Annotated in this window: 20 protein-coding genes, 1 tRNA gene and 2 other RNA genes; 18 read left to right on the top strand and 5 right to left on the bottom strand. The window is 30.6% G+C overall.

Translation table 11 applies throughout. The features are described 5' to 3' along the window. Positions 1-51: 51 nt before the first annotated feature. From CLRAG_RS12130 to ssrS (CLRAG_RS12160), 7 genes are all read left to right on the top strand, one after another. Positions 52-2229 carry a RelA/SpoT family protein gene (locus CLRAG_RS12130; protein WP_065078672.1) on the top strand — a complete coding sequence of 726 codons (2178 nt, stop codon included), beginning with the start codon at positions 52-54 and terminating at the stop codon, positions 2227-2229. Between the two features lie 14 nt (positions 2230-2243). Beyond that, positions 2244-2693, top strand: coding sequence for a D-aminoacyl-tRNA deacylase (dtd, locus tag CLRAG_RS12135; protein WP_065078673.1), 450 nt, complete (start codon positions 2244-2246; stop codon positions 2691-2693). Positions 2694-2981: 288 nt separating this feature from the next. After that, positions 2982-3581: an MBL fold metallo-hydrolase gene (locus tag CLRAG_RS12140; RefSeq protein ID WP_065078674.1), complete on the top strand. Its 600-nt coding sequence runs from the start codon at positions 2982-2984 to the stop codon at positions 3579-3581. Between the two features lie 696 nt (positions 3582-4277). Then, positions 4278-5708, top strand: a complete 1431-nt coding sequence (locus CLRAG_RS12145) for a coproporphyrinogen III oxidase (RefSeq protein WP_065078693.1) — start codon at positions 4278-4280, stop codon at positions 5706-5708. Positions 5709-5786: 78 nt separating this feature from the next. After that, complete coding sequence (hisS, locus tag CLRAG_RS12150; protein WP_065078675.1) at positions 5787-7037, top strand: histidine--tRNA ligase; 1251 nt, start codon at positions 5787-5789, stop codon at positions 7035-7037. Positions 7038-7052: 15 nt separating this feature from the next. Further along, positions 7053-8825 (top strand): aspartate--tRNA ligase, encoded by a 1773-nt coding sequence (gene aspS, locus CLRAG_RS12155; RefSeq protein ID WP_065078676.1) that lies wholly within the window; start codon positions 7053-7055, stop codon positions 8823-8825. Positions 8826-8884: 59 nt separating this feature from the next. Continuing rightward, a non-coding RNA gene (ssrS, locus tag CLRAG_RS12160) (6S RNA) lies at positions 8885-9061 on the top strand. Here the strand turns inward: ssrS (CLRAG_RS12160) and CLRAG_RS12165 are convergent. Then, positions 9059-9727: a DUF6483 family protein gene (locus CLRAG_RS12165; RefSeq protein WP_065078677.1), complete on the bottom strand. Its 669-nt coding sequence runs from the start codon at positions 9725-9727 to the stop codon at positions 9059-9061. The genes ssrS (CLRAG_RS12160) and CLRAG_RS12165 overlap by 3 nt on opposite strands. Positions 9728-9920: 193 nt before the next feature. On the opposite strand from CLRAG_RS12165, the gene trhA reads away from it, so the two are divergent. Both trhA and CLRAG_RS12175 read left to right on the top strand, forming a co-directional pair. Then, positions 9921-10559 (top strand): PAQR family membrane homeostasis protein TrhA, encoded by a 639-nt coding sequence (gene trhA / locus CLRAG_RS12170; RefSeq protein ID WP_065078678.1) that lies wholly within the window; start codon positions 9921-9923, stop codon positions 10557-10559. 263 nt (positions 10560-10822) lie between these two features. Further along, positions 10823-11359: an MEDS domain-containing protein gene (locus tag CLRAG_RS12175; RefSeq protein WP_065078679.1), complete on the top strand. Its 537-nt coding sequence runs from the start codon at positions 10823-10825 to the stop codon at positions 11357-11359. A gap of 111 nt (positions 11360-11470) precedes the next feature. Here the strand turns inward: CLRAG_RS12175 and CLRAG_RS12180 are convergent, their stop codons facing one another. Then, positions 11471-12121 (bottom strand): hypothetical protein, encoded by a 651-nt coding sequence (locus tag CLRAG_RS12180; protein ID WP_065078680.1) that lies wholly within the window; start codon positions 12119-12121, stop codon positions 11471-11473. A 335-nt stretch (positions 12122-12456) separates the two neighbouring features. Here CLRAG_RS12180 and polA point away from each other — a divergent pair, with 335 nt between their 5' ends. From polA to CLRAG_RS12200, 4 genes are all read left to right on the top strand, one after another. Beyond that, on the top strand, positions 12457-15087 hold the full coding sequence (gene polA / locus CLRAG_RS12185; RefSeq protein WP_065078681.1) for a DNA polymerase I: 2631 nt from the start codon (positions 12457-12459) through the stop codon (positions 15085-15087). A gap of 24 nt (positions 15088-15111) precedes the next feature. Further along, positions 15112-15729 (top strand): dephospho-CoA kinase, encoded by a 618-nt coding sequence (gene coaE / locus CLRAG_RS12190; protein ID WP_065078682.1) that lies wholly within the window; start codon positions 15112-15114, stop codon positions 15727-15729. Between the two features lie 26 nt (positions 15730-15755). Beyond that, on the top strand, positions 15756-16343 hold the full coding sequence (locus CLRAG_RS12195; RefSeq protein ID WP_065078683.1) for a lytic transglycosylase domain-containing protein: 588 nt from the start codon (positions 15756-15758) through the stop codon (positions 16341-16343). A 54-nt stretch (positions 16344-16397) separates the two neighbouring features. Then, a tRNA-Leu gene (locus tag CLRAG_RS12200) sits at positions 16398-16482 on the top strand. 175 nt (positions 16483-16657) lie between these two features. Here the strand turns inward: CLRAG_RS12200 and CLRAG_RS12205 are convergent. Together CLRAG_RS12205 and CLRAG_RS12210 are read right to left on the bottom strand one after the other, a co-directional pair. Next, positions 16658-17695: an alpha/beta hydrolase gene (locus CLRAG_RS12205; protein WP_065078684.1), complete on the bottom strand. Its 1038-nt coding sequence runs from the start codon at positions 17693-17695 to the stop codon at positions 16658-16660. 64 nt (positions 17696-17759) lie between these two features. After that, complete coding sequence (locus CLRAG_RS12210) at positions 17760-19325, bottom strand: FAD-dependent oxidoreductase (RefSeq protein WP_065078685.1); 1566 nt, start codon at positions 19323-19325, stop codon at positions 17760-17762. Between the two features lie 231 nt (positions 19326-19556). Between CLRAG_RS12210 and CLRAG_RS12215 the strand changes: the two genes are divergently transcribed. The 5 genes from CLRAG_RS12215 (at position 19557) to CLRAG_RS12235 (ending at position 22967) form a co-directional block, all read left to right on the top strand. Then, positions 19557-19763: a hypothetical protein gene (locus CLRAG_RS12215; protein WP_013239984.1), complete on the top strand. Its 207-nt coding sequence runs from the start codon at positions 19557-19559 to the stop codon at positions 19761-19763. A gap of 20 nt (positions 19764-19783) precedes the next feature. Continuing rightward, positions 19784-20044, top strand: a complete 261-nt coding sequence (locus CLRAG_RS12220) for a spore coat protein (RefSeq protein ID WP_065078686.1) — start codon at positions 19784-19786, stop codon at positions 20042-20044. A 281-nt stretch (positions 20045-20325) separates the two neighbouring features. Continuing rightward, positions 20326-20516, top strand: a non-coding RNA gene (ssrS, locus tag CLRAG_RS12225) — 6S RNA. A 254-nt stretch (positions 20517-20770) separates the two neighbouring features. Then, positions 20771-21982 carry a UDP-galactopyranose mutase gene (gene glf / locus CLRAG_RS12230; RefSeq protein ID WP_065078687.1) on the top strand — a complete coding sequence of 404 codons (1212 nt, stop codon included), beginning with the start codon at positions 20771-20773 and terminating at the stop codon, positions 21980-21982. Then, positions 21948-22967 carry a glycosyltransferase family 2 protein gene (locus tag CLRAG_RS12235; protein ID WP_065078694.1) on the top strand — a complete coding sequence of 340 codons (1020 nt, stop codon included), beginning with the start codon at positions 21948-21950 and terminating at the stop codon, positions 22965-22967. Before glf ends, CLRAG_RS12235 begins: the two co-directional genes overlap by 35 nt. Before the next feature lie 55 nt (positions 22968-23022). On the opposite strand, the gene CLRAG_RS12240 is transcribed toward CLRAG_RS12235, so the two are convergent. After that, entirely contained in the window at positions 23023-23748 is a 726-nt protein-coding gene (locus tag CLRAG_RS12240) for a phosphatase (RefSeq protein ID WP_065078688.1), read from the bottom strand. Positions 23749-23753: the final 5 nt, after the last annotated feature.

The raw sequence follows: 23753 nt of genomic DNA on the forward strand, positions 1-23753 counted from the left end.
AAAATAATGGCTGGTTTGTTAAACCAGCCATTGATTTTAGGGAGTATCGGTATGTTAGAAAAATTAATGGAGTTAATAGATAAAAACTGTAATAACGTAGATAAAAAAATAGTAGAAAAGGCTTATTATTTTGCCGATGAAGCTCATAAAAAACAGAAAAGGGAATCTGGAGAACCTTATATAAGCCATCCTGTAGAAGTAGCTTATATATTGGTAGAAATGGGACTTGATACTAGCACCATAGTAGCAGGACTCCTTCATGACGTAATAGAAGATACACAATTTAGCTATGAAGACATAGAAAGGGAATTCAGTGTAGAAGTTGCAAACTTAGTAGAAGGTGTTACTAAATTAGGTAAAATAGAATGCAAAACTAAGGAAGAGCAGCAAGCTGATAACGTTAGAAAGATGCTCCTTGCAATGGCAGATGACATAAGAGTAATACTTATAAAATTAGCAGATAGACTTCATAATATGAGAACACTTAAATACATGCCTGTAAAAAAACAGAAAGAAAAAGCAAAAGAAACCTTTGACATATATGCACCTCTTGCCCATAGACTTGGAATGTCTAAAATCAAATGGGAACTTGAGGATTTAGCTTTTAGGTATATAAATCAAAATGAATATTATTTTATAGTTAGAAAAATTGCTGAAAAAAGAGTAGAAAGAGAAAAATATATTGATGAAATAATATCTCAATTAAAAGATAATCTTAAAAAATCGGGAATAGATTCAGACATTGAAGGAAGACCAAAGCATTTTTATAGTATATATAGAAAGATGGTAAAGAAAAATAAAACTATAGATCAAATTTTTGATTTAACTGCTGTAAGAATTTTAGTAAATACAGTAAAGGATTGCTATGCTGCACTGGGAATAGCACATACTATATATAAGCCTATGCCAGGAAGATTTAAGGATTATATTGCTATGCCTAAACCAAACATGTATCAGTCATTACATTCTACAGTTATAGGTCCTCAGGGCAAACCTTTTGAAATACAGATAAGAACTTTTGAAATGCATAAAACAGCAGAATATGGAATAGCAGCTCACTGGAAATATAAAGAGGGCGTTGATACAGCAAATGATATAGATAAGAAACTTACCTGGCTAAGGGAAATACTTGAGTGGCAGAGAGAAACTTCAGATGCAGAAGAATTTATGGAAAGATTTAAAATAGATTTGTTTTCAGATGAGGTATTTGTATTTACCCCAAATGGAAAAGTAATAAATTTACCTTATGAAGCAACCCCTATAGATTTTGCGTATAAGATACATACAGAGATAGGAAATAGTTGTATAGGTGCAAAGGTAAGTGGTAAGATGGTACCTCTTGACTATCATTTGAAAACAGGGGAAATTGTAGAAGTGCTTGTATCAAGTACGCCCAAAGGTCCAAGTATTGATTGGCTGAATATGGCGAAGAGCAATCAGGCAAAAAGTAAGATAAGATCCTGGTTCAAAAAGGCTAAAAGAGAAGAGAATATAGTAAAAGGAAAGGACCTTCTTGAAAAGGAAACGAAAAAGCAGGGATATAATTTTGGAGAAATTGCAAAGAAGGAAATCCTAGATACAGTTCTTAAAAGATACAATATGAATTCCATAGATGATTTGTATGCTTCTGTAGGAATTGGTGCTGTAACCTCTTCTACTATAGTTTCAAGAATAAAAGATATTTATATGAAAACTTCAAAGATGGATGAAATTGACTGGAAGAAGATTCAAGAGAATCTGGATCAACCTATGGGTAAGTCTCATAAAGCAGAGAAAAAATCTCCAGGGATAATAGTAAAGGGTGAAAGCAATGTGTTAGTCAGATTTGCCAAGTGTTGTAATCCTGTTCCGGGCGATGACATAATAGGGTATATAACAAAGGGAAGAGGAGTGTCAATCCATAGAAAGGATTGTAAAAATGCAGAATTCTTATTAAAGAACAAAGATAACATGGTGGTTGAAGTTTCCTGGGGAAGACCAAAAGGAGCAGAGTATATTGCTCAGATTAAAATAGAAGCTGAAGATAGGGGAAAACTTTTAGCTGAATCTATGGAAGTTATAAGTAATAGTAAGACTGCACTTTATGCTGTAAATGCTAAGCCAGTAAAAAATGGATTGGCTGTTATAGATATAAAATTAAAAATATCAAATGTAGATGACTTAAAAGATGTAATGAAAAAGTTTAGAAAATTAGAGGGAGTTATTCAGGTTTATAGGACCAAAAATTAAGGAGATATGTTATTATGAGAGCAGTAGTTCAAAGAGTCAATAGTTCTAAAGTTGAAGTGGAAGGAAAGGTTATAGGACAAATACAGAAGGGGTTAAATGTACTTCTTGGAATATCTAAAGAAGATACAGATGAGGATATAATTTATATGAGGGACAAAATATTGAACCTCAGAATATTTGAAGATGAAAATGGAAAACTAAATAAATCCTTGTTGAATGTAAACGGAGAATTAATTATAATTTCCCAGTTCACTTTATATGGAGATTGTAGAAAAGGCAGAAGACCTAGTTTTATAGAAGCCTTGGGTGGAGATGAAGCCGAGAAAATATACGAAAAGTTTGTAAATCAATGCAGAAATTTAGTAGGCAAGGTTGAGACAGGAAAATTTGGTGCAGATATGTTAGTGAGTATAGAAAATGATGGACCTGTCACTATTATGATAGACAGTAAGAAGAAATTTTAGTGAATTATTCAATTTTTATACATAGGGAATTTTGACTTAATATAAGAATTTTGCGAAGCAAAGTTCTTGAAAATAACAAAGTTCAAATAACAAAGAACAGATAAAGATGATTTCCCTCGTACTTCAGGAAATCTATGATTTTAATATTTTCTGACATTAGGAAGAAAATTATCCTTATTTGATATTTGAACTTTCAACTTTGTTCTTTAAAAAAATTGTTTTGCAATATTTTTAAATTATGTAAATTGAGTTAATTATCAAAGTAGGAAAAGATAAGGAGGTATTTTTATGAAATTGAGGAAAGTCATAGTAGGAGCATATGCAGCTAATTGTTATATAGTGATAGATGAAAAAGAGGGTAAGTCTGTAGTAATTGACCCTGGCGATGATGTAAAAAATATAATAGATGCTATAGATGCTTCAAATACGAAAGTAGAATATATATTGTTAACTCATGGCCATGCAGACCATACAAGTGCAGCTGAGGAAATAAGGAATAAATATAATGCACCTATAGCAATAAGCAGAGAAGATTATAACATGATGAAATCAAGAGAACTTATGTATGGAAAGCTTATAGATAAAGTTGACATATACGTTGAAGATAATCAAGTGTTTGAATTTGGAAATATAAAGTTAAAGGCACTTTATACACCTGGACATACACCTGGTGGAGTGAGCTTCTTAGGAGAAAACATGGTGTTTACAGGGGATACGCTTTTTCAAAGCTCTGTAGGAAGAACTGACTTTACAGGGGGAGATTTTAATGCAATCATAGATAGTATAAAAAATAGGCTTATGACTTTACCAGATGAAATGGTTGTATTTCCAGGTCATGGCCCTAAAACTTCTATCAAAGAAGAAAAAATGCATAATCCATTTTTATAGATTTAAATAGCCATAGTAGAAAATTAATTTATTCTGCGTATATTTTTACAACATTCATAACGTTAAATATTTTGATAAGTCTAAGCAAAAAATTTTAAAAAATACTGAGAACTTTTGAAAACTCGTACCTCAAACAATTCAAAAGTTTTAGATTTTTAAAAAATTTTTTACTAAGACTTATATGTAAAATATTTAAATGTTATTCATTCATGTAAAAATATTCCTGCGAATAAATTAATTTTTACTAATATGTCTATAAATTTATCAAGTGATTCTTAGGTTCAGGTGGAGTTTGCTTATAAGGAATACCTTTTCTCCATCTGAACATTAGAAGAACTTATCCAGGTGCGTAGCAGTGCTTATCTCCAACTTTGAAAAAGATGGGGGTTAGCAATGGTAGCGATCGGATAAAAATTCAAGTGAAATTTAAATCTATACCAGAGAAATATGCTGACAAAATAGAAAACACCTTTAAAAACTTTTCCGTAAGTCTTAGTGAGGTATTTTAGAAAATCTTAGGAGTTTAGGTATGTTTGAGGTACGAGTTTAACTAAACTCCTTTAGATTTTCAAAATACCAAACTTTAGACTTGTCAAAAGTTTTTACGGTGTTGAGATTTGTCAGCATATGATCTGGTATAATTTAATTTTTTACTTAAGATTTTTATAAAGAAAAGAGATGACAATTTTAATTGATATGGAGATAAAAGTTAAACTAAATAGTAAGGAATATAGATATCACATATTTCAAATGATCAATTTGTTTTATGATTTTGCAGATATAAATTTCGTAGAAGATGAAAGTTGGAATTTTAATATAGAGTTACTGCAGAATGAAGTTATTATAGATGATAAAAATGACGTATGCAAAATGCAATTTGAAAGTGGTTTAAGCGAAAGGGAAAATATAAAAAAAGCAGTATTTTTGTATTTTACCAATAAAACAGGGAAAACTTTACCATGGGGAACCTTAGTTGGAATAAGACCTAGTAAGATAACTTTAAAATTTATAAAGGATGGCAAGAGCAGGGATGAAATAATAAAATATTTTGATAAACATTTTTGTTGTAATAAAAGTAAAGCAGAACTTTGTATAGATGTAGCAAATTCGGAAAAAAACTTAGTGAATTCGAACAGCAGAAATATAAGCGTATATGTGGGGATGCCTTTTTGTCCAACTAAGTGTCTCTATTGTTCCTTTGCTTCAAATCCTATTAAAGGTTGTAAGGACTTAGTAGAACCCTATCTTAAAAGTTTGACTTATGAGATAAAAAAAATGTCTGAATACATAAAACAACATGAGCTAAATATAGAATGTGTATATTTTGGAGGGGGAACTCCAAGTTCTATAGACGATGAAAAATTTGAAAAATTAATGCATGAAATATATAATAGTTTTGTACGGGACTATAAAATAAAAGAATTTGATGTAGAATGTGGCAGACCTGACAGTATTACTTCAAGTAAACTTGAAACCATGAAAAGATATGGAGTAAATAGGATGAGTATAAATCCACAGACTATGAATGACAGCACATTAAAATTTATTGGAAGAAATCATTCAGTAAATGAGGTAAGGGAAAAGTTTCATATGGCAAGAAAATATGGATTTGACAACATAAACATGGATTTGATTGTAGGATTGCCTGGAGAAGGAATAGAGGAGGTAAATAAAACCTGTGATGAAATTGAAAAACTTGGGCCAGATAATTTAACTGTGCATGGTATGTCTGTAAAAAGAGCATCTAGGTTATATGAAAACATAGTGAATAATATAAGTTATTCTATTGCAGGTCATGAAGAATTACATCTCATGTATGAAAGAACTGCACTTTTGGCTAAATCAATGAACATGAAACCATATTACATGTATAGACAAAAAAATATGGTAGGTAATATGGAGAATATAGGATATACATCAGGAAAACATAGAGGACTTTATAATGTGGAAATGATTGAAGAAAGGCAGACTATAATAGCTTGTGGGGCAGATGCCGTTACAAAAGTTATGTTTTTAGATGAAAATAGATTCGAAAGACAGGCTAATATAAAAGATGTAGGAGAATATGTGAGAAGAATAGATGAAATGGTGAAAAAAAAGATAGATCTTTTAAATACTTTGTATTAAAATTTTTAAATGGACTTTTAAATTTCACTTATAATCTATAATTTAAGAAAATATAAAACAAAAAAGGAGTAAATTAATATGGCTATACAAGCACCTAAAGGTACTAAAGATATATTACCTACAGAGTCTTATAAGTGGCATTATTTAGAAGATAAGTTCAAAAATATAGCAGCTTCTTATGGATATAGAGAAATAAGGACACCAGTATTTGAATATACGGAACTTTTTGAAAGGGGAGTAGGTGAAACTACAGATGTTGTTCAGAAGGAAATGTACACCTTTCAAGATAAAGCTGGCAGAAGCCTAACCCTTAAAGCAGAAGGTACATCCCCTGCAGTGAGGGCTTTCGTGGAGAGCAGTTTATATAATGAAGTTCAGCCAACCAAATTATTTTATTTTACCCCAGTTTTAAGATATGAAAATGTTCAAAAAGGAAGACTTAGAGAACATCACCAATTTGGTATAGAGGCATTTGGGTCAGAAAATGCTTCACTGGATGCTGAAGTTATAAGTTTGGCTATGCGAGTATATAAGGAACTGGGAGTAAAGGGAATTGAATTAAATATAAACAGTATAGGATGTGCTACTTGCAGAAAAAAGTATAATGAGGCATTAAAAAAATTCTTGAAGGAAAATTACGATGCATTATGTGACACCTGCAAAAGCAGGTTTAGTAAAAATCCTATGAGAATACTGGATTGTAAAGTGGAAAGCTGCAAGGAAATAGTAAAAGATGCACCTTTGATGATTGATTATTTATGCGATGATTGTAAGGAGCACTTTGAAAGTCTACAAAAGTATTTGTCTGCTGTAAATATAGAATTTAAGATAAATCCATTAATAGTAAGAGGACTTGATTATTATACTAAAACCGTATTTGAAATAATAAACAATGATATAACAATATGCGGTGGTGGAAGGTATGATTATCTAATAGAGGAAGTTGGAGGCCCTAAAATGCCTGCTGTAGGTTTTGGAATGGGAATAGAGAGGACACTTCTTACTCTGGAAGAAAATAAAATAGAGATACCAAATAGACCATACATAGACTTATATGTAGGAGCTATGGGAGATGGCGCTAAGTTAAAGGCTCTGAATTTAGTAAATCAATTGAGAGAAAAAAATGTAAGATGTGAATGTGACCATACAAATAGAAGCGTAAAAGCTGAAATGAAGTATGCAAATAAAATAGGAGCTAGGTTTACAGTAATACTTGGAGACAACGAACTAGAATGTGGAATTGCTAAATTTAAGAGAATGGAAGATGGCAATCAATTTGAAATTAAATTAGAAGAACTAGACAAAATTTCAGATTTAATTAGATTATAAACGGAGTGTGTTAACATGGGAGAATCATTAAATGGACTAAAGAGAACCAACATGTGTGGTGAACTTAGAGAAAGTAACATAGGTGAAAAGATTACAGTAATGGGATGGGTTCAGAGAAAAAGAAATTTAGGTGGACTCATATTTGTAGATTTAAGAGATAGAACAGGAATACTTCAAATTGTATTTGGAGAGAAGATAAATAAAGAAGCTTTTGAAAAATCAGATAATGTAAAATCTGAATACTGCATAGCAGCTACAGGAACTATTGTAAAAAGAGAATCTCCAAATACGGAAATCCCAACAGGTATGGTAGAAGTAAAAGGAGAGTATATAAAGATATTTTCAGAGTCTCAAACACCTCCTATATACATAAAGGAAAACTTAGATGCAGCTGAAAATATAAGACTAAAGTATAGATATTTGGATCTAAGAAGACCAGATATGCAGAGAATACTTATGACAAGACATAAAACTGCAAAGGTAGTAAGAGATTTTTTAGATGAAGAAGGATTTTTAGAAATAGAAACTCCAATGCTTGGAAAAAGTACACCAGAAGGTGCTAGAGATTATCTTGTACCAAGCAGAAATTATAATGGAAAGTTTTATGCCCTTCCTCAATCACCACAGCTTTTTAAACAGCTTTTGATGGTTTCAGGATATGATAGATACTTTCAGATAGTTAAATGCTTTAGAGATGAAGATTTGAGGGCGAATAGACAGCCTGAATTTACCCAGATAGATATGGAGCTTTCTTTTGTAGAACAAGATGATGTAATCAATTTGAATGAAAAGTTTATTCAAAGGGTATTTAAGAAAATCCTAAATGTGGATGTAAAGCTACCTATAGAGAGAATGCCTTATAAAATTGCTATGGAGAAATATGGATCAGATAAACCTGATTTAAGATTTGGCATGGAGATAAATGATATAACTGAAGTTGTAAAAAATATAGATTTCAAGGTGTTCCAAAATGCCATTGAAGCTGGTGGCTCTGTAAGAGCTATAAAGGTACCAAATTCAGCTCAAATGGGAAGAAAACAGATCGATAAGCTAGTTGAGTTTGTAAAAGATTATGGTGCCAAAGGACTTGTATGGATGGCATATAAAGAAGATGGGATTAAATCTTCTATATCAAAGTTCTTAACTGAGGAAGATACTAAAAATATATTAAATAAATTGGAAGCAATACAAGGAGATCTTATTCTTATAGTTGCAGACAGAAATAAAGTTGTATTTGAAAGTCTTGGTGCACTCAGAGTTCATATGGCAAAAGAAACAGGTATATTGGATGGAAATGATGAGTTTAGATTTGTATGGGTAACTGAGTTCCCTCTTCTATCCTATAATGAGGATGAACAAAGGTATCAGGCAGAACATCATCCATTTACAGCACCTATGGATGAAGATATACAGTATTTAGAGAGTGATCCTGGAAGAGTAAGAGCAAAAGCTTATGATATAGTTTTAAATGGAGAAGAATTAGGCGGAGGAAGTATAAGAATACACGATACTAAACTTCAAGAAAGAATGTTTAAAGTAATTGGTATTTCACAGGAAAAAGCTTGGGAGAAGTTTGGATACTTGCTTGAAGCATTTAAGTTTGGACCACCACCACACGGCGGACTTGCTTATGGATTTGATAGGATGGTAATGTTTTTAGCAAAGACAGATAACATAAAGGATGTAATAGCTTTCCCTAAAAATCAGAATGCATTTTGTCCACTTACGGAAGCTCCTAATGTAGTAGATGAATCTCAGTTAAAAGAATTGGGTATATCTATAAAATAATATGAATTATTCAAAGAGTAAACATAAATATTAAAAAGTGTAGTATAATAAAGTTAGAAATATTCCTGCTGTGTGCGTGGAATGAGTTAGTCTTGACCGAACATTTTATAAACGGGAACCGGACTCTTCTTGTGGAATGATATCCATTTATAATGGAGACAGGAAGCAAGAAGGAGATTCCCACCTGCTCTGGGGCGGGTTCAAAATAACTCATAATACGGCATGGTGGGATTTTATTTGTTTTGTAACATGTTTCTTAAAGAAGACAAGGAATCTTCTATTTCTTCTCTTGGTAGGTTCCCAGAGTTTAGATCATTATCAGTTTTTAAAAGTAATTTTTCGTAAAATTCTATTGAAAATTTTACACATTTTGCATCATGGTTATTTTCTTCAAGCATTTCATAGATTATATCATCTGATTTATCATATTTTTTGGTCTCTGCATAGTAATCCGCTATTTTGCTTAAAAGAGTAAAAGAAAGCTTATATTCACAAAGTTTATTTATTAAAGGATCTATATCTGAAAAATAATTTTTTAAATCACAGTTGGTGCTTTCATTTAAATAAGCTTCCAAAAACAAATTTAATGATTTTTGATGTATATAAAAAGCATCATCCAATTTGCACTGGAACTCCAAGGCATTTCCTTCTTCTTCCAACAATTTAGCCATGATTATACACTTATCTGTAACTATGCTCCCATTAATTTTTACCATTTCCATTATATTTTCTAGAGATAAGGAATTAAAAAATTTTATGCTCAATCTAAAAATATCTTTAAAGGCGGTATCTATTAAATCTAAGGCTCCTTCATAATTTTCATTATCCATATCATCTAGTATTTTATATAGCATTTCATTAAATTTCTTAATTAATTCAGCAGTAATAGTTCTTTTTAACATTTTGTATGCCTCCATAAATTTTGCAAATAATAATATAACAATACTTATTATACTAAAAAATCAATCTATTTACTATAAAAATAGAAATAGATATTGAACTTATGTATATATCATGTTATCATATATACATATCACAAAGTAGTTTTAATAACTACATGACAAACATACAAAATTTATTAAGGAGTGGTTTAATATGGATAATCAACTTAAATTTTATACAAGAGGAGAGGAAATAGCTAATGCTGTAACACATGGAATAGGCACACTTCTGTCAATTGCAGCTCTTGTATTATTGATTGTATTTTCCGCTAGAATGGGAGATAAGTGGTATATAGTAAGCTATACTATCTATGGCGTTTCTATGCTTATTCTATACCTAGAATCCACTTTATACCACAGCATAACTAACTTAAAGGCAAAAAAGGTTTTTAGAATATTTGATCATGCATCTATTTATCTATTAATAGCTGGAACTTATACTCCTTTTACACTTACTATTTTAAGAAGTTCTATAGGATGGATGATATTTGCTATAGTATGGATTATGGCTATTTGTGGGATAGTAATGAAAATATTTTGGATAGGCAAACATGAGGTTGTGTCTACACTGATATATATTGCCATGGGATGGATAATAATTTTTGCTATGAAAAGACTTTTGTTGCTTCTTCCTCCAGCTGGAATAGCTCTTTTGGTGGCAGGTGGAATCATATATACGGTGGGGGCTTTTTTATACATGTTAGATAAAATACCTTATAATCATGCCATATGGCACCTTTTTGTCATAGGTGGAAGTGCTTGTCACTTCTTCTGTGTGCTTTTATATCTATAAATGACAGAAAAAGTTCTATCCGATGCCAAGAAACTTGTTTATCTTATTATGAGAAAGAGGGAAGTCCTGGAGAAAAATTTTCTGATACAATAAGTAGAACAGGGTGGAACAATGTGAAAAATGAAATACTTTATAAAAATTAAAGTATAAAAATACAAATACGTGACGAAATATTTTGTAATATACTTATGAATATTAAGAGGAGTATTTATATATTATGTAGAATACATAAGCAATAAACTTATTGTAAAGGATAAAAAGGTATGATTAATCGTAGTATTTTTGGACTTAATTCTTCATTTTATTATTTTGGCTTAGAACATTTAATTATAAATATGTATCAATATATAAAAGAGGGTATTGAAAAGAAAGAGAAAACCTGCGTATACACGGATTTAAAATTGTATAAGAAATTATTAAAGTATTTTGACACAAAAAATAATTGTGTGGAATACGTTGATATGACACAAGTGATTAATGAATATCCAAAGTTGGGAGTAGACAACATAAGAAAAGAAGTTTTAAAGTGTATAGATGAAATTAATAAAGAGGGATATGTGGGCGTAAGATTTATTATACAGGTTGATTATGCCATCTATAGTACCTCTCAGAATAATTTCTTAAATTTTAATAGAAATATATTAAATATAATTTTAGAAATGAGCGCTTCTTGTATGTGTATTTATAATTTTGAAGATTACTTAAAGAATAAAAGGTTTATAAATGAAAAGGTTATCAAAGAATCCTATAAAATTCATAATTATAGATTGTATGATAGAAAATTAATGAGTATAAAATAATCCTAGTTTAAACTAGGATTATTTTATATAGAATTAATGGGAGTTATCATATCATCAAGGCAGTATAAGTTTAACCTAAATTAGCAAAAAGTATTCTTAAAAATTTAAAGTTTAGGCACTATGATGACATGTAGAATAATCTATGTAAATATTTTGCAATTTTCTAGGCTGAAAAGGAGGTAATGTGGAAGAATTTAATATATCCAAAGATTCCTCTAAATTATCTGATAGGGTTGTATTATTAGATTTTAAGTCTTCTTTTAAGCACTCATTAAAATAGTTACAATAAGCATAATAATCCTTTCGTTCTCGAGAATACATGGTGTATTCTTTACCTGCCAATTGAATCGCTTCTCTACATAAATATAAATTACAGGGATGTGGGCGTAAAGAAAAACTTAATTTGCATCCATCTTTTTTTAAAAAAGGACATAATCTAAAAAAGAGACTACTGTCAAAATCACTGTATTTTATATTGTTTTCAGTGTAATTGTCATATTGATTTTTGAAAAAAGTTCCTTTTACCCTGATATCATAACTTTCTACACAATTTGGAATAGAAGATAAATAGTATATAAAATTTATGTTTCCATTGTTTATTATATTTTTAATATCTACTAGATTGTATTTTGGAAAGTACCAGCAGCAACCTCTGTTTTTTATATTTGTGTAGGATATGGATTCTACAAAATTACTGCAGTTTCCGCAAATATCACATTTAAATAGAGGAATGTTGTTTGTAAATTTATAGCTTAGTAACATATAAAAGCCTCCTTGAAAATAGACTGCAATTAGTAATACATAGGATATTTATATATATACATATATTTAGTATAGAAATTAAATAGAAAATATTTTGGACCTGAATTGCTATATTAAAGATTTTTAATTAGTTGAAATTATTAATTGCAGTGAAAGTAAAAATTAATTATAGAATTATTAATTTGTACATGATATAATTATAATTTTAATGTGTTTATATTAATTTTAGAATAAGATAAAAATTTTTACAATACTTTATTTCTAATTTACAATAAAAATGATACTATATATAGAGTGTACAGTTTCTTCATAAATGAAATTTTGGAGGTAATTCAATGAATGATGAAAAGTTGCTGATATTAGATGGACATAGTTTGATGCATAGGGCATTTTATGCACTCCCAGATTTAACTAATCTAGAAGGAACCCATACAAATGCAGTTTATGGTTTTTTAAATATGCTTCTTAAAATGAAGGAGGAAATTAAACCAGATTATGTAGTATGTACTTTTGATAGAAGTGCACCTACTTTTAGACATAATAAATACAGTGAATATAAAGCCGGAAGAAAAAAGATGCCTCCTGAATTATTAGAGCAATTTCCAGTAATTAAGGAAATATTAAAAATGATGTCCGTAAGTATTTTTGAAATAGATGGATTTGAGGCAGATGATCTTATGGGAACACTATCTGTCTTTGCTGAAAAAAATGGTATACAGGTCTATATAGTTACAGGAGATAGGGATGCCCTTCAGCTTGCTACAGATAAAGTAAAGATAGTTATCACTAAAAAAGGTATCACTCAAAAAGAGGTATATGATAGCGATAGAATGATAGAAGAGTATGGGGTAACTCCTACACAGTTTATAGATGTTAAAGGCCTTATGGGCGATACATCAGACAACATACCGGGGGTTCCTGGTGTAGGGGAAAAAACTGCTTTTAAATTAATAAAACAATATAAGAGTATAGAAAATGTATATGAAAATATAGAGGATATAAGTGGAAAAAAGCTAAAGGAAAACTTAAAAGATAATATGGAGCAGGCTATTTTTAGTAAAAAACTTGCAACTATTATGACTAATGTACCTGTGGAAATGGATCTTGAGTCTATTGAGTCAAAGGAAGAGTATGATGCACAGGGATTAAAGAAGATGTTTGAAAAACTTGAATTTAAATCTTTGATAAGCAAAATTCATGGGCTTAACGAAATCCAGGAGGATAAAGCACAAGAATTTGATGTTGAATTTACGGAAATAGATACTTTAAACAAGTTTAGTGATTTTGTAAATTCTTTAAAAAATAATGATTTAGTATATATAAACTTTAAGGTGGAAGACGAGGAAAGTTATTCTAGAAATTATATAGATAAGGTATTTATAAGTTTAAATGAAAAAAATTTTCAGATACATATAAATGAAATATATAATGAAGATAAAAATAAAGCAGTAGAACTTTTTAAGCTTCTATTTGAAAATGAAGATATATCCAAGGTAGGATATGATGTAAAAGTTCCTTGCAGCATATTATATAAAATGGGTATAAGATTTTTAAAATTAGAATTTGATATAAAAATAGCAGCTTATCTTATAGATTCATCGAGACCTGACTATGAACTTAAGGATATTATAAGGCAGTATACGGGAGTTGAAATTTCAAAAGATGACGAAAAACTTTTTGCTAAGGAAACTGTGCTTTTTAGTAAAGTTTATTCCGAGCTTACAAAGAAAATAGAAGAAGCTCATATGGAAGAGCTTTTGTATAAAGTGGAACAGCCTCTTATATACGTGCTTGCATCTATGGAATGTGAAGGCTTTAAAGTTAATAAAGATAAGCTTGTGGAACAGGAAGGTAAATTTAAAGTTGAAATAGATAAAGTACAGAAAGAAATATATTCTCTTTCTGAAGAAGAATTCAATATAAATTCTCCAAAACAGCTTGGGAAAATTTTATTTGAAAAGTTGGATCTACCTGTAATAAAAAAGACTAAGACGGGATATTCCACTAATGCAGAAGTACTTGAAAAATTAAAAGATAAACATCCTATAGTTGAAAAGATAATTTACTATAGACAGCTTACTAAATTGTATTCAACATATATTGAAGGACTTAAAGCAGTAATACAGGAAGATGACAAAATTCATTCCAGTTTTAATCAAACGGTAACAACTACGGGAAGACTTTCAAGTACAGAACCTAATCTTCAAAATATACCTATAAAATATGAAATGGGTAAAGAGATAAGAAAAATATTTGTTCCACAAAATGAAGACTGTGTTATACTTTCAGCAGACTATTCACAGATAGAATTGCGAGTACTTGCTCATATTGCTGATGATGAAAATTTGATAAGTGCATTTATAAATCACAGTGATATTCACACAAAGACTGCTTCAGAAGTGTTTAAGGTACCTATAGATGAAGTTACATCTGCGCAGAGAAGCAATGCTAAGGCAGTAAACTTTGGTATAGTCTATGGAATAGGTGACTTTAGTTTGGCTAAAAATTTAAAAATATCTAGAAAAGAAGCAAAGCTTTATATAGACACCTATTTTGAAAGATATCCGAAGGTAAAGTTATATATGGACGATATAGTAAAAGAGGCTAAAGTAAATTCTTATGTTACTACACTTATGAATAGAAGGAGGTTTATACCTGAGATAAAATCTTCAAATAAAATAGTGAGGTCATTTGGAGAAAGACTTGCAATGAACACACCTATTCAAGGCAGTGCAGCGGACATAATAAAAATAGCTATGGTAAATGTGTATAGAAGATTAGAGGAGAGTAAATTAAAAAGCAAACTAATACTTCAAGTACATGATGAACTGATTCTAAATGTATATAAAGAGGAAATTGATAATGTAAAATCTGTAGTAAAAGAAGAAATGGAAAAAGTTTTACAACTGAAAGTTCCTCTTGAAGTGGATATAAGTGTGGGAAGTAATTGGTACGAGGCTAAGTAAATTAGTATAAAGGGGAAGAAAACTGTGATTAAAATAGGGCTTACTGGAGGTATAGGAAGCGGAAAAAGCACTGTTTCTGATATACTAAGAGAGCACGGCATAAGTGTAGTGGATGCAGATATTATAGCTAGGGAAGTAATTGAAAAATATCCTGTAATAATTGAAAAAATTAAAAATATTTTTGGAGAAATATTTATTGATCTTTCAGGTAAACTTAAAAGAAAAGAATTTGGAAATTATATATTTTCTAATGAAGGAGAAAGAACTAAATATGAAAGTATTATAATGCCTTTCATTAAAAATGAAATATTAAAAAAAGTAGAAGAATTAGAACAAAAATGTGAAAAAATTTGTGTTATAGATGGAGCTACCCTCATAGAAAATGGATTTTGTAGTTATTTGGATGAAATGCTATTAGTTTGGGTAAATAAAGGAGTACAGATAAGCAGAGTAAAAAGTAGAGATAAATTAACGGAAGATCAAGTGCTTAGCAGAATAAACTCTCAGATGCCTTTGGAAGAAAAGAAAAAGTATGCGGACTTTGTATTAGATAATTCTAATACCTTAGATGAAACTAAAACACAATTAAAGGAGATATTTATAAGAATAAGCAGAAAATATGGGGGGGGTGAAGTGTCCTAAAATATAATTTTTAAGACACAAAAAAATTGAGGTTTCTAAAAAAAGTAGCAATAGTTATAATACTAATAATGGTAGCTGTATTATGTGTAAAAAGTATTGCAAGATATTGTTATCCATTAAAGTATTCAACTTATATAGCAAAATATGCAAAACAATATGATTTAGATCCCTACTTTGTAATGGCTGTGATTAAGACAGAAAGTAACTTTAAAGAAAACGTAAGATCTAACAAAAATGCCATAGGACTTATGCAGATAACTCCAGATACTGCAGAATGGGCTGCAGATAAGATGGGAGTATCAAATTTCCAAGATAACATGTTAAATGATCCTGAGTTTAATATAAGAATGGGATGCTGGTATTTGAATAATTTGAAATCAGATTTTGATAACAATATGGATTTAATTTTGGCAGCTTATAATGGAGGTAGGGGCAATGTAAAAAAGTGGTTAAAAGATTCTGATCATTCTAAAGATGGAAAGAATATACAATACATACCTTTTAAAGAAACGGATAAATATATTAAACGTGTAAAAGTAAATTACAGGGTATATAAGTACTTATATAAAAATTTGCAGATAAATACTTCTGTAATAATTGTAAGTTTTTTGTAATCTTAAATTTTAGTTGACAGTTTCATAAAAAGTTAGTATAATATCTATTGTAATGCGAGGGTGGCGGAATAGGCAGACGCGCACGTTTGAGGGGCGTGTGAGTAACATCGTACGGGTTCAACTCCCGTTCTTCGCACCATTTAAGAAATGTTAGGCAAGTTTAAAACTTGCCTTTTTTTATTTGTCCGATGACTACCTGCTCTAATACACCTACTTCTCCAAGTAGGTGTAAAGAGCAGCTACGTCCCTGGATAACGAGTTCTAAGCATCAGGTGGAGCCAAAACTCCATCTGATGCTTAGAACTCTGTTTATATTATTTATATTTGTGAAACTCTTTTTGAAGGTAGAGAGAAATCTCATTTAAGGCTTTCTCTGATTTATTTGTTATTTTACTCATTGAAATAAATCCGTGGGGTACACCATTGTACCGGGTAACTTGTGTATTTATTCCTGCCTCCTTTAACTTTTTACCATAAGCTTCACCTTCATCTCGGAGGGGATCAATTTCTGCTGTTATTATAAGTGTGTCAGGTAACTTTTTGAAGTCTCTAGCTAAAAGAGGAGATGCATAAGGATTTTTTCTATCCTCTTTTTGGGGAACATATAGTGAGATATACTTTTCCATATCCTTTTTTGAGATGTTAAGATCATTGGCAAAATAGGACCAGGAGTTACTATTTAATTGAAATATATTTGTAGATGGATATATTAGTACATCACAAGCTACAGGAGGACCATTTTTATCTCTTGACATGAGAGAAACTGCAGCAGAAAGATTTCCGCCTGCACTGTCCCCTGTAAGTGCTATGTATCTTCCATCTCCATTTATACTTGATGCATTTTTATGAGTCCATTGGAGTACATTATATATATCATTAACTGCAGCAGGAAAAGGATTTTCTGGAGCAAGGCGGTATCCTACAGATATTACTATTGCATTCGTATTCTGCGAAAGTTTTCTGCAAATACTATCGTAATTATCAATACTTCCTCCAATCCAGAAACCACCGTGAGAGTAAATAATAATAGGGAGTTTGCTGCTATCTTTAGGGGTATATATACGTATTGGTATTTTTTCAGAGTTTACCTTTATAGTAGTGTTTTTTATATTAGAAAATGGTATGGGCTTATTAGACCATTTAGTTGATTGAGTATTTAAGTATTCTCTGATTTCTTTTATTGATTTATCATTTATTGAGTTAGGGGTTAAAATTTTGTTTAAGTGTAATTTTACTGCAACATAAGTATCAAGTTTACCACTACTTGTTTTAGTTAAATTTTCAATAATAAAAAAACCCGCTGCTATAATTATAAATAGAATAACTGATATTATTTTAATAAATTTTTTCATTTTCTTTACATCCTCCGCCCATTGTGGAATTCAGTAATATGCATTTCTGCTGAAACAGAATATATTAAACAATGTTTGGATCAGGTTTATTTGGCTTTTCTCTAAAATGATTTAATCTACGGTGGGTAGGACCTTCTACTACATCACCTTCGTAGCTGAATCTAGAACCATGACAAGGACAATCCCAGGTCTTCTCAGCATCGTTCCACACTAATTCACATCCTATATGGGTACAGGTAATATCTACTATATGGGTAATGCCATCTTCATTTTTATAAGCTCCATACTTATTTCCATTAAAAGTAAAAACTGTTCCTTCACCTTTTTTAATTTTGAGTTTACTTGAGGCATGACTAAGCTTTCCTTGTAGTAGTTGTTTGGCTACGTCAAAGTTTTCTACAAAAAAGTTTTTAGTAGAATTAAGTGTTATAGAACGAGAAGGGTTATAAACTTCCTCCCAAGGATTGTCATGATTCATAATTAAATCCTTTAATAGGACAGCAGCAGCGGTGCTGCCCGTCATTCCCCATTTTCCAAAACCTGTGGCTACATAGATATTTTCTGATGATGAAGTCAATTTGCCTATATAAGGTACTCCATCTAATGTTATATAATCCTGTGTAGACCATTGGTACAAAATCTTTTCAACACTAAATATATTTTCAGAAAAACATTTTAAATTATTATAATGATTTATAGTATTTTCACCATGGGCTGTTTTATGACCTTCTCCCCCAATAAGTACAATTTCTTTCCCATTATCTGTCTGAGAACGAAGGGAGCGGCCAGGACTTTCTGCATTTATAAATGTACCCTCTGGAAATTTTTCTTTAATTTTTAATGCTAATACATAAGATCTATCTGGTTTAAGTCTAGTAAAATATAAACCTAAGTTATCATAACACGGAAAATGTGAAGCTATAATGAGTTTTGATGAGGTTACTTTTTTACCATTATGGGATAAAAGTATACAGGGACTTTCACTTTCTACATCTATTATAGTAGTGTTTTCGAATATATAGCTGCCATCTCCAGGTATTTTATCAGCAAGGGATAAAAGATACTTTTTAGGATGAAATTCAGCCTGGTCTCTAAAACAGACAGCACCTTCTATGGTTAATGGAAGAGGTATATTGTCCAAGTATTCTGCTTTTAATCCAAGACTTTGAGCAGCTTTTACTTCCTTTTCTAGACTTTTTACATAATTTTTGTCCTGGGTATACATATAAGCAGGTACATGTTTATAGTCACAATCTATGTTGTATTCTTTTACTAAATTTTCTATAAATCTAATAGAATTTTCATTTGCTTCTGCATATTGTCTTGCCTTTTCCATACCAAATTCATTTATTAATTTATCATATATTAAATGATGTTGGGAAGTTATTTTAGCAGTTGTATGACCGGAGGTACCATTTGCTATGTTGTCTGCTTCTAATAGAGCAACTTTAAAACCTTCTTTTTTGAGTAGAAAAGCACAAGTAATTCCAGCTATACCGCCGCCTATGATTGCAATATCAACTTGTACGTCTTCTTTTAAAGAAGGATAATTTGTTTTGGATGTGGAGTCTATCCAGTAAGACTCTAAAATTCCTTCTATAGCATTAGGATTAGTACAACATTTATTCATAAACTTTTGCTCCTTTACATATTTAGATAAGATTAATTTTTCCTTTTAATAAAAAAATATTCAATAAGGCATTTGAAAGAAAATAACAAGTCAAATATGCTAGCATATTTGACTTGTTATTTCTTTGAAAATGCCTAAGAGCTTATGTTAAATGATCTTGAATCTTATATACATAAATTTGATTTATAAGGTAATAATATACTTGTAAAAAAAATTAGGGAGGTAGAAATTATGACAACTGGCAACAAACAATTGGATACTGGAAATTTAAAGGTATTGAAGGATCAAATTGAATACGAAGCACTGATGAACAAGAAATTTAATGATTGTTCAGGAAGATGCAGTGATACACAAATAAAAAATTTGTGTAATGAAGCTGCACAAGTTCATAAACAAAACTTTACATCTTTAAAATCCTATTTAGATTCACATCAATAAAAAGAAAGGGGAATTAGATTATGAATGAACAAGAACTTATGCACGACCTTTTAGCTAGTGAAAAACAGGTTATTTCAGCATATAGTACAGGAATAACAGAAACTTCTTGTACTAATTTAAGAAATACTTTAGTAAACAATTTTAAAAGTGCCCAGGATATTCAATACAAGATTTTTGATACTATGAGACAAAAGGGATGGTATCCTACAAAAGATGCCCCAGAATCGGATGTACAACAATTAAAAAATGAATCTAATCAAATGATGAGTTCATTAAGATAGTAAAATAAAAAACAATCTCAATTTTGAAATTGAGATTGTTTTTTATTTGCTAAGTGTTTTGCAGGAGGTATATTTTAATGAATCTAAAGTAATGTTAAAATTAAATTGAAATGTTTAATTTAATGTGATAATATACATATATAGAATGATAGCAAACTTGTTTTAAGTTTACTAAAGGTATTGATTTACAGTAGTTTAGGGTAGTTTCTAATAAGTGAAGTTTGAGGGGCGTGTGAGTAATTACTAGAGATTTAACTTCCGTTCGTCACATTAAAAGAAAATAATTTCTGAAATATTCGATTAGCTTCTTATCTTGATCCTACAGTATTTATAAGGGAGTTCAATATTTTGATGTGTATATGTACCTTCTGTGAGACCTTTAAGGCATTTAAGAGATAGAAACATCTGTGAGGGCACCCACCTATCAGTGTGATAGGTTTCAAGAAAAAAGCGGCGGTATTTCGGATAAACATTAGATAAGTGAAGAGAGGTATTTATATCTCTCTTTTTGTTGCAATTAAAAGTAAACATTTTTTTAAAAACAAACAAATATTGTATTAGAGTCTTGCTATGAATAAGAGGTATGTGTACTATTAATTTATAAGGTACTTATAAAAGTGAAAAATAAGTAAGGTTAATTTGATATAATAATGATTATTTCAAGATGAAGTATATAATTTTTTTACATAAGACACAATACATAATGAATGGAGGAAATATGAACAAATGAATAAAACATATGATTGCCTAGTAATAGGCTGTGGACTTGCAGGGGCGGTGATATCTAGGGAACTAGCAGAGCGGGCAGGTAAAAAGGTATTGATTATGGAAAAACGCAGCCATATTGCAGGTACTACTTATGATTTTTTAAATGAGGATGGTATACTAGTACATAAATATGGACCTCATATATTTCATACTTATAACAAGCGTGTATTTGACTATATCTCTCGATTTACAAAGTGGAGGGATTATTCTCATGAAGTTTTGGCAAATATATATGGAAAATTGATGCCTGTCCCATTTAACTTAAATTCTCTTTATATGGCCTTCGATTTGAAAAAAGCAGACAGGTTAGAACAAAAGCTTGTTTCTGATTATGGTATGGGTCAGCGATTAACCATTGCAGAACTGCGAAATAATAAGGATAGTGAATTTCAGGAACTTGCTGATTTTGTTTATAATAATGTGTTCCTCAATTACACTCAAAAACAGTGGGGCGTTACTCCAGAAGAAATAGATTCGTCTGTTATAGCTAGGGTCCCAATACTAATTTCACGTGATAATCGTTATTTTCAAGATACATATCAGGGAATTCCAGCTAATGGATATACTTCTCTTTTTGATAAGTTATTAGACCATCCTAATATAAGTTTGCGTCTCGATACTGATGCAAATGCACTTTTGAAAATTATAGAAGGTGATATATTTTTTGAGGATAGACCATTTAAAGGTACAGTGATATATACTGGTGCTTTAGATCAATTTTTTGACTGCCAGTTTGGGCGTCTTCCCTACAGAACTGTAGATTTTTTGTTTGAAACACATGATGTAACATGGTATCAGTCAAAGGGAACTATAAATTATACGGTAGATCAGCCTTTTACACGAATTACGGAATTCAAGCATTTAACAGGTCAGAATGTTTATAATAAGACGACTATAATGAAGGAATATCCAAAGTCATATACAGGTTCTGAAGGTGAAACACCTTACTATCCTATAATTAGTTCGGACAATTTTAAGCTTTACGAAAAATACAAACAACTTACTAATAGCTTACATGATTTTTATTTGTTGGGTAGGCTTGCAGAATATAAATACTATAACATGGATGCAATAATTGAGAGGGCACTAATTTTGGCAGATGAAATTATTTGTAGCAGGAAAGGAAATAATATTGATGAAGATAATAACATTTACAGTTCCGTGCTATAATTCAGCAGATTATATGGGACATTGTATAGAAACTCTCCTTCCAGGTGGCGAGGATGTAGAGATAATAATTGTTGATGATGGTTCTTCTGATAATACTGCAGAAATTGCAGATGATTATGCAGCAAGATATCCTAATATTATAAAGGCAGTACATCAAGAGAATGGAGGCCATGGTCAGGCTGTAAATACGGGTATTAAAAATGCCTCGGGTATATACTTTAAAGTTGTAGATTCTGATGATTGGCTTGATGTATCCGGAATGTTGAAAGTTATAGATGTGCTGAAAAGACTCTATAAAGAGGGAAAAACACTAGATATGATGATATGTAATTATGTCTATGAGCATTCTAAAGATAATACCAGTCATGTAGTTAACTATAAAAATGTGTTGCCTGAGAATCATATATTTGGATGGGATGATGTAGGTAAATTTAAGATATCCCAGTATATTCTCATGCATTCTGTTATATATCGAAAATCTCTTTTGTGTGAATGTGGACTTGAGCTTCCAAAGCATACTTTTTATGTGGATAACTTGTTCGTTTATGAGCCTCTTCCATATGTGAAGACAATTTACTACATGGATATCAACTTATATAGATATTTTATTGGCAGGGAAGATCAATCTGTAAATGAAAAAATCATGATAAAAAGGATAGACCAACAGCTTTATGTGAATAAACGTATGATAGACTTTTACTGTAAATTTGATAAAATACCTAATAAACGTTTGGACAAGTACATGAGAAACTATCTTTCTATGATGATGACAATTTCTTCAGTGCTCCTTATAGTTTCGGGAAGTGAGGAAAACTTTAAAAAGAAAACTGATTTGTGGTCCTATTTAAAGAGTGTAAATAAAAATCTCTATTCAGATATGAGACATTGTTTATTTGGTATAATATCTAATGCTCATGGTAGTTTTGGGAAAAAAGTAGTTGAATATGGATACCGCTTAACCAATAAAAAATATAAATTTAATTAGATAGAAAGGTGATAGTCTGGAAAGTTGAATTTCTCAGACTATCATTTTTAATAGTTTATTGAATGTTTTTTCCTTTACTTTTTAAGAAACTGAGAAAATCTTTTTTACTCCTGTTTATGATTAGTTCCTCTGGCATATCTATTTGTTTTAACATTTCTATTGCAGCCTCGAAGCCGCCGATGCGGTAGGCAAAATGGGAATCACTATTTAATATTATTTTTACTCCGTATTCTTTACATAAACTTGCTATTTTCGTACAATTCTTTTCGCTGCCTTTTCGTGAACTTACAAAGGAACTATTGTTTATTTCAATAAGTATATTTTTTTCTTTGGCCTTTTTAACTACTTCTTCTGCATGAATTGGAAACTTTGGATTACCGGGATGGCCTAAAATATGTACATTAGGGTTATCCATAACTTTTAATAGAGTGGAGGTATTTAAGTCTGGATTTTTATTTGCCTCCATTATAGGTTCGTGGATACTTGCTATAATTATATCTAATTTTTCCTGAAGATCTGTTGATAAATCAAGATTTCCTTCATAATCTATGATATTTGCTTCACATCCATAAAGCATAGTTACACCAAAAAGTTTTCTTGGAAGTACCTTAAGATTTTCAAAATACCATTTATGAGGAGCACCAGGCATAGAAGGCCCATGTTCTGTTGAACCTAAAAGCTCTAGGCCTATTTTACTAGCATATTTAGCATTTTCTAATAAAGTAGAATAAGCATGGCCACTAACTATAGTGTGGGTATGTACGTCAAGAACGTATTTCATTTATA

Origin of the sequence: Clostridium ragsdalei P11 (genome assembly GCF_001675165.1) — a bacterium.
GTDB classification, from domain to species: domain Bacteria; phylum Bacillota; class Clostridia; order Clostridiales; family Clostridiaceae; genus Clostridium_B; species Clostridium_B ragsdalei.

What these genes read in the sequence shown, in the direction of transcription:
- CLRAG_RS12130 (WP_065078672.1), top strand. Translation starts at nt 52, where the DNA reads ATGTTAGAAAAATTAATGGAGTTAATAGATAAAAACTGTAATAACGTA.
- dtd (WP_065078673.1), top strand. Translation starts at nt 2,244, where the DNA reads ATGAGAGCAGTAGTTCAAAGAGTCAATAGTTCTAAAGTTGAAGTGGAA.
- CLRAG_RS12140 (WP_065078674.1), top strand. Translation starts at nt 2,982, where the DNA reads ATGAAATTGAGGAAAGTCATAGTAGGAGCATATGCAGCTAATTGTTAT.
- CLRAG_RS12145 (WP_065078693.1), top strand. Translation starts at nt 4,278, where the DNA reads ATGGAGATAAAAGTTAAACTAAATAGTAAGGAATATAGATATCACATA.
- hisS (WP_065078675.1), top strand. Translation starts at nt 5,787, where the DNA reads ATGGCTATACAAGCACCTAAAGGTACTAAAGATATATTACCTACAGAG.
- aspS (WP_065078676.1), top strand. Translation starts at nt 7,053, where the DNA reads ATGGGAGAATCATTAAATGGACTAAAGAGAACCAACATGTGTGGTGAA.
- CLRAG_RS12165 (WP_065078677.1), bottom strand. Translation starts at nt 9,727, where the DNA reads ATGTTAAAAAGAACTATTACTGCTGAATTAATTAAGAAATTTAATGAA.
- trhA (WP_065078678.1), top strand. Translation starts at nt 9,921, where the DNA reads ATGGATAATCAACTTAAATTTTATACAAGAGGAGAGGAAATAGCTAAT.
- CLRAG_RS12175 (WP_065078679.1), top strand. Translation starts at nt 10,823, where the DNA reads ATGATTAATCGTAGTATTTTTGGACTTAATTCTTCATTTTATTATTTT.
- CLRAG_RS12180 (WP_065078680.1), bottom strand. Translation starts at nt 12,121, where the DNA reads ATGTTACTAAGCTATAAATTTACAAACAACATTCCTCTATTTAAATGT.
- polA (WP_065078681.1), top strand. Translation starts at nt 12,457, where the DNA reads ATGAATGATGAAAAGTTGCTGATATTAGATGGACATAGTTTGATGCAT.
- CLRAG_RS12205 (WP_065078684.1), bottom strand. Translation starts at nt 17,695, where the DNA reads ATGAAAAAATTTATTAAAATAATATCAGTTATTCTATTTATAATTATA.
- CLRAG_RS12210 (WP_065078685.1), bottom strand. Translation starts at nt 19,325, where the DNA reads ATGAATAAATGTTGTACTAATCCTAATGCTATAGAAGGAATTTTAGAG.
- CLRAG_RS12215 (WP_013239984.1), top strand. Translation starts at nt 19,557, where the DNA reads ATGACAACTGGCAACAAACAATTGGATACTGGAAATTTAAAGGTATTG.
- CLRAG_RS12220 (WP_065078686.1), top strand. Translation starts at nt 19,784, where the DNA reads ATGAATGAACAAGAACTTATGCACGACCTTTTAGCTAGTGAAAAACAG.
- glf (WP_065078687.1), top strand. Translation starts at nt 20,771, where the DNA reads ATGAATAAAACATATGATTGCCTAGTAATAGGCTGTGGACTTGCAGGG.
- CLRAG_RS12235 (WP_065078694.1), top strand. Translation starts at nt 21,948, where the DNA reads ATGAAGATAATAACATTTACAGTTCCGTGCTATAATTCAGCAGATTAT.
- CLRAG_RS12240 (WP_065078688.1), bottom strand. Translation starts at nt 23,748, where the DNA reads ATGAAATACGTTCTTGACGTACATACCCACACTATAGTTAGTGGCCAT.